Origin of the sequence: Microcystis sp. M165S2, assembly GCF_020245885.1 — a bacterium.
GTDB lineage: Bacteria > Cyanobacteriota > Cyanobacteriia > Cyanobacteriales > Microcystaceae > Microcystis.
Genome location: NZ_JADBTZ010000265.1, coordinates 1 through 6,111, shown reverse-complemented (window position 1 = coordinate 6,111; position 6,111 = coordinate 1). Strand labels below are relative to the sequence as shown.

Genomic DNA, 6,111 nt, shown 5'->3' with positions numbered 1-6,111 from the left:
CTTGTTCTGGTGTGGGGTAAAATCGAAACGAATAGGCTTTTTCCATGTCTCACATTTTAGCATATATTTGGTAAATGCGCTAGTATTTAACGGTAAAGCCGTCGTAGAACGACGGGGTTTCAGACCCAAAATTTTCGATGAAGTGCTAGAATAAATAGAATTTATCAATTAACCCCTCAATGGTCGTTTCCTCGCAACTGCCGAGTTATCAAGATGTTTTAGTGGTGGGATCGGGAGCGGCGGGATTGTATGCCGCGCTGTGTTTACCCCCTAACTTAAAGGTGGGTTTAATTACCAAAGAAGATTTAAAAACTGGGGCTAGTGATTGGGCGCAGGGAGGAATTGCGGCGGCCACGTCCCCGCAGGATTCCCCCGTTTTCCATTTAGAAGATACCCTGAAAGCTGGAGCGGGCTTATGCGATCGCAATGCCGTGCAGTTTTTAGTCGAGAAAGCCCCCCAAGCGATCGCTGATTTGCTGCGGTTGGGGGTTAGTTTTGATCGCTCTGGAGACGACTTAGCCCGCACTCTTGAGGCTGCCCACTCCCAGGCCAGGGTGCTGCACGCAGCCGATCGCACGGGGAGAGCGATCGTCAGTACCCTGATGGAAAAAGTGACCGAGCGCCCCAATATTACCATTATTCCCCAAGCGATCGCCCTGAAACTCTGGCTTGACCCGGAAGGGCAACGCTGTCAAGGTATTTGTTTACTCCATCAAGATCATCTCTGTTGGCTGCGAGCGCAAGCAGTCATTCTGGCTACGGGAGGCGGCGGTCAAGTCTATGCCCAAACCACTAATCCCGCCGTTAGCACGGGGGATGGAGTCGCCCTGGCTTGGCGTGCTGGGGCAGTGATTCGCGACCCGGAATTTTTTCAGTTTCACCCCACCGCTTTGACTGTGCCGGGGGCACCGCGGTTTTTAATTAGTGAAGCGGTGCGCGGCGAAGGAGCGCATTTAATTGATGCCCGGGGGCGGCGTTTTGCCTTCGATTACCATCCGGCCGGAGAATTGGCCCCCCGGGATGTGGTGAGTCGGGCGATTTTTAGCCATTTGCAGAAAACCTCCGACGATCCCGCCCATGCCAAAGTATATCTAGATTTAAGACCAATCGAACCGGAGCGTCTGCGTTATCGTTTCCCTAATATTATCCGCATCTGTCAAAAATGGGGAATTAATGTGTTTGAGGATGTGATTCCGGTCGCCCCCGCCGCTCACTATTGGATGGGAGGAGTGGCCACAGATTTAAACGCCCGCACTTCTCTATCCGGTTTGTATGCGATCGGCGAAGCTGCTAGTACAGGTGTTCATGGAGCCAATCGTTTAGCCAGTAATTCTCTCTTGGAATGTATTGTCTTTGCGGCAAATTTAGTTGCAATAGGTCTAGAGCCAGAAAACTTTCCTGGGGAAAGACCAGAAAAACCCTTAGAAATTGCGGAAAACTGGCAGGAAGAACAGGAAGACTGGCAAAAAGTACGGAGAGAATTACCGATTTTAATGTGGGAAAATGCGGGAATTTGCCGATTTCAAAATGAGTTAGAAATTGCTATCCTACGGGTGCAGCAGTGGAAACAACAGTTAGAATCCTTAAAGATGGGCCAATTTCTCCAGAATCTTCTCCCCGACAAAGAACAATTATTTTTGTGTCCCTCGGTGCAGTTAGAAATAAGAATAGCGATCGAGACGTTAAATCTTCTAGACATCGCCGACTTAATTCTGGAAAGTGCCTTATTACGAGCAGAAAGCCGAGGCGGTCACTATCGGGGCGATTATCCAGAAACCGTAGCTAATTGGCAATTCCACACGACTATTCAAGGTCGAACATGGCGCAAAACGCCTGTGCAAGCTTAATTAAGCCAGTTTTTCACAGATAATCCCTAAGCTCTAAACAGTGGACTCTATCCTCGCTCCTAGGAGCCGTACTATTCGCCCCACGCTCACCGAGGGCTTTTCCCAATCATCGCAGTCTATGACCCATCTCTGGAGTTCAGTGCTTTTCATTTATGGCTTTTAGGCTATTATAACTTTTACCCCCCCCCTAAACAGTTACATTAATTCTATGATCAAACCCAATTTCCTATTGTTGTTAGCTATCGGTGTGAGCAGTTGGGGTCATAATTTCCAGACTTTACCCACGGCTAACGCTCAAACTCCCCCTAGGTTAGAGCAACCCCAGACTGTGGCCACTTACGATCAGTTGATGAAAGCTGGTTACGAAGCCACAGCCCAAAAAAATTACCAACTCGCCCTAGAAAAATTTCAACAAGCTCTGGCACAACGTCCGAACGATACATCTGCTCAAAATGCGATCGCTAATATGCAGAAGTATCTAGGTCAAAACGCCACGGCCGCCAACGCAGCCGCCGGAAATGAGACTTCACCAATACCGTTAATTGCTGGCTCGGCTCTGTTATCGATCGCTTTATTGGCAGCTTTACTATCGCTTTTCTTTCAATATCGTCCCAAGGGCAAAGCCTCAAAACGCCGCAAAAAGACAACTTACGTCAATCCTAAAAACCCACTCAACAACTTTTCTAGGGGCAATGGCAATTCCTTCGATACGGACAGCAACACCGGCAGTGACATTAATGGCAGTGGTGAAGAGGATTTCGATCCTTCTTTGCCCGTACAAGCTACCTCCCGTATCCCGAACGTAGACTTAATCCTGCGTTTAATTGAAAGTCTTCGCGATAACGATCCTCGTACCCGGAGACGGGCGGTTTGGAAACTGGCACAAATGTCCGATTCTAGGGCAATGCAGCCTTTGGTCGATAGTATGGTGGATGGGGATTCCTACGAACGCAGTTTAACCCTAGAAGCCCTCGCTCAAATCTGTACCCGCTCCCTGCGACCGATGAACCAAGCTTTGGCTATCTCTCTCCAGGATAAAAATCCCCAAGTGCGGAAAAATGCTATCCGGGATTTAACCAGACTCTACGATATCATGTCTCAGATCAGTCAATTAATTTGTCATGCTCTCGATGATTCCGATGAAGAAGTGCAAGAAACAGCACGCTGGGCAATCAGACAGTTAAATCTGCAATTACCGCCCCGTTTAGATATTGCTCCCCTAGAAACCACTGGTGAACCGGAAGATGATGACGTACAGGATACTTCCTTCACTGAAACCACACCCACAGAGGTGCAAAATTGAGTCGAAAACTGTTATTTATCTCCACCCCCGTGGGATTTTTGGGTTCGGGGGGCGGCGGTGGCGTAGAATTAACTCTTTATAATCTCGCTCGCACTCTGACTAAGCAAGGCTATCCGGTGCGGGTAGTGGCTCCAGAAGCCTCGCAGTTGCAGGATATCCCCTTAATCACTATAGCAGGAAATGCCCAGATTTCCGCCCAAAGTCAGGGCCGGCAAGCCCCGATTTTAATGCCCGAAAATGCCGTTTTGGCCAATATGTGGCACTACGCCCAACAGGTACAAAATCAGTACGATTTAATTATTAATTTTGCCTACGATTGGCTCCCTTTTTATCTCACTCCTTTTTTTGCCACTCCCGTCGCCCATTTAGTCAGCATGGCTTCCGTTTCTTTGGCGATGGATCATGTTATTCAAAAAACCTACCGCAGTTTTCCCCATTTACTCGCTTTTCACACCCTCGCCCAAGCAGAAACTTTCTCCCTCTCTCCCCCCTATCGCTGTTTGGCTAATGGTTTAGACGTATCTTTGTATCAGTTTCGGGCCGATTCCTCCCCCTGTCTAGCCTGGGTGGGACGGATTGCCCCGGAAAAAGCTTTAGAGGATGCGATCGCCGCTTGTCAACGGTTAGGTGTACCTTTACGGGTTTTCGGTCATATTTCCGATCCTCTCTACTGGCAAAATTTACAGGATACCTATAGTTTCGATTTAGTGGATTATCGCGGGTTTTTGCCCACCGAGAGCCTACAAAAAGAGCTAGGCGACTGTTTTGGCCTGTTGATGACCCCGCGCTGGGTTGAGGCTTTTGGGAACGTGGCTATTGAAGCTTTAGCCTGTGGTGTTCCCGTAGTTGCCTATCGTCGTGGTGGTCCAGTAGAAATTATCGAAGATGGAAAAACTGGTTTTTTAGTTGAACCCGATAGTATCGAGGGATTAGTTACAGGCATTAAAAATTTAGACCGGATCGATCGATCTTTTTGTCGTAAAATAGTCGAGCAAAAATATTCCCTAGAAGCTTTAGCAAATCGGGCTATTAATTGGTTTGAAGAAATTTTTGCTTGCAGTCAAAAATAAATAGGCTCTCTTGGTTTAGTCTGGTTAAATCTAGCCTAGCATAAACTTTTCTATCGGGTTATCCCAGAAGGGTTCGGGAGCAACCACAGAGGCACAAAGAACACAAAGTGAAAAAAGCTAGGGTAATCGATCTTGCCGGTCAAGAAGAAGGATTAATAGCCATTTATAGAGAGAATTAGTCATGCAAGCTTCTCAGGTTAAAATTGAATATGGAGACTTTCAAACTCCCCCGGAGTTAACCGAAAAGATTTGTCAAAAATTATGGCAAATTCATGTTAAACCCGATGTTATTATTGAGCCAACTTGTGGTATAGGTAACTTTTTAAAAGCGGCATCACTTACCTTTAAACAAACTGAAAAAATCCTTGGCTTTGAAATTAATCCTGATTATATCACTCAGATTAATCAAGATCGGCAAATATCCCAAGATCAAAGAATACAAGTTGAACAGAAGAATTTTTTTGATTGTGACTGGTATTCTCTAACTCAACCATGGACAGAAAATATTTTATTCTTGGGTAATCTGCCTTGGATAACCAACTCAAAACAAGGACTTATTAACGGAAAAAATTTACCTCAAAAAAGCAATTTTCAAGGCTATCACGGTTTAGATGCCATCACGGGAAAAAGTAATTTTGATATTTCAGAGTGGATGTTAATTAAGCTCATCGAATGTCTTGATCGACGTTCAGCTTATCTGGCAATTATCTGTAAAACGGCCGTATCTAGAAAAATTTTAAACTATCTCTATACTCACAAAATTAATCTCGTTTACTCGGCAATTTATCCGATCAATACCCAAAAATATTTTCAAGCTAATGTAGATGCTTGTCTTCTGTTTTGTCAATTTGATTCTCATTCAGAAAATTATTTTTGTGATGTTTTCAATAGTTTTGAGGAAGGAGAATTTCAGCGCATTGGTTATCAAAATAATATCCTAGTCAGAGATTTAAATACTTTTACTAGATTAGAATATTTATATCATCGGCATCCTCAAGAAAAATGGCGTTCAGGAATTAAACATGATTGTTCAAAAGTCATGGAATTGCAGTTGGTTAATGGAATTTTTGTCAATGGTTTAAAGGAAGTCGTTGATCTTGAACCCACCTATCTTTATCCTCTCCTTAAAGGTTCAGATGTAGCACAAAATCGCCTAACGGTTATCAATAAATACATTTTGGTAACTCAGAAGTTTATCGGTGAATCTACAGAAAATATACGGTATCTAGCCCCAAAAACTTGGCAATATTTAGTTAATCATAAAAATTATTTTCTGGATAGAAAGAGCAAAATTTATCAAAATCAGCCAGACTTTTGTATATTTGGTGTGGGTTTTTACAGCTTCTCACCTTTTAAAATCGCCATTTCTGGACTTTATAAAAAACTGAATTTTAACCTAATATTACCCTATCAAAATCAACCGGTTATTTTCGATGATACCGTTTACTTCCTAAGCTTCGATGATTTAGATACCGCTCAAAAAACCTTACAGCTTCTCAATTCTTCCCTAGGCAGAGAATTTTATTCCTCCTTGATATTTTGGGATGAAAAAAGACCGATAAAAACCCGTATTTTAAATAGTTTAAATTTATCAGTTTTAGCCGAGAAGGTGTTATAATATAAGCTTGAATTTTAGCCGTGTTAATCACCCATACTAGGAGATATTTTATGATCGGGTTTTCATCACACACAGGAGTCAATAAGTCAATAATACTAAATCTGGTTATTCTGGTTATTAAAGACTAATTATTTAGGGTCTGCTGAATAAATCTAAAAACCTTGTTGGGTAAGACTTTTAGACTTTTTGTCAATCAAAAAGTACCAGGCATGGGAGTGATCAGGGGGAAAATTCAGGTACTTTTTCCCTGAAAATTAGGTAGTTGACCACCTG

The 6,111-nt window shown here is 43.7% G+C and carries 5 protein-coding genes; 4 read left to right on the top strand and 1 reads right to left on the bottom strand.

The genetic code is table 11. The annotated features are described in order from the left end of the window. Positions 1 to 46, bottom strand: a 46-nt coding sequence (locus tag IM479_RS22700) for a helix-turn-helix domain-containing protein (protein WP_353737100.1), incomplete at its 3' end; no start/stop codon positions are given. A gap of 133 nt (positions 47 to 179) precedes the next feature. Here IM479_RS22700 and nadB point away from each other — a divergent pair. The 4 genes from nadB to IM479_RS13220 all read left to right on the top strand — a co-directional run bounded on the left by nadB (position 180) and on the right by IM479_RS13220 (position 5,838). Further along, on the top strand, positions 180 to 1,847 hold the full coding sequence (gene nadB, locus IM479_RS13235; protein ID WP_287685908.1) for an L-aspartate oxidase: 1,668 nt from the start codon (positions 180 to 182) through the stop codon (positions 1,845 to 1,847). A 208-nt stretch (positions 1,848 to 2,055) separates the two neighbouring features. After that, positions 2,056 to 3,150, top strand: coding sequence for a HEAT repeat domain-containing protein (locus tag IM479_RS13230; protein WP_287685909.1), 1,095 nt, complete (start codon positions 2,056 to 2,058; stop codon positions 3,148 to 3,150). Beyond that, positions 3,147 to 4,220, top strand: a complete 1,074-nt coding sequence (locus IM479_RS13225) for a glycosyltransferase (protein WP_287685910.1) — start codon at positions 3,147 to 3,149, stop codon at positions 4,218 to 4,220. Before IM479_RS13230 ends, IM479_RS13225 begins: the two co-directional genes overlap by 4 nt. Before the next feature lie 181 nt (positions 4,221 to 4,401). Continuing rightward, on the top strand, positions 4,402 to 5,838 hold the full coding sequence (locus IM479_RS13220) for an SAM-dependent methyltransferase (protein WP_287685911.1): 1,437 nt from the start codon (positions 4,402 to 4,404) through the stop codon (positions 5,836 to 5,838). The last annotated feature ends 273 nt before the right edge of the window (positions 5,839 to 6,111 follow it).